Origin of the sequence: Bacillus sp. SIMBA_154, from assembly GCF_046536015.1 — a bacterium.
Taxonomy (GTDB): Bacteria; Bacillota; Bacilli; order Bacillales; family Bacillaceae; genus Bacillus; species Bacillus pumilus_P.
Genome location: NZ_JAWJBV010000219.1, coordinates 1 through 276 on the forward strand (window position 1 = coordinate 1; position 276 = coordinate 276).

Annotated in this window: 1 pseudogene; it reads left to right on the forward strand. The window is 47.8% G+C overall.

Going from position 1 to position 276, the window contains the following annotated elements:
* Positions 1-276: pseudogene (locus R0K30_RS21795) on the forward strand (phage portal protein); the annotation flags it as partial.

The window sequence follows — 276 nt, forward strand, 5'->3', positions numbered from 1 at the left end:
TGCGATAGAAGACCGTGAAAAAACGGGCAACGGTTTTCTCGAAGTGCTTCGGGACGGGGCGGGAAAACCGGCGGGGATTGAATATCTGGATGTGAAACATATGCGCGTCTGCGGTGTGACTGATCCCGTTGAAGTCACATTTTCATATGAAGAAAACGGCGCATCCAAAACGATTAAAAGGCAAAAACGGTTCCGTAAATATGTTCAGATGCTGAACGGTCGGAAAGTGTTTTTTAAGGAATACGGCGATCCCCGCATGATGGACATGAGAAACGG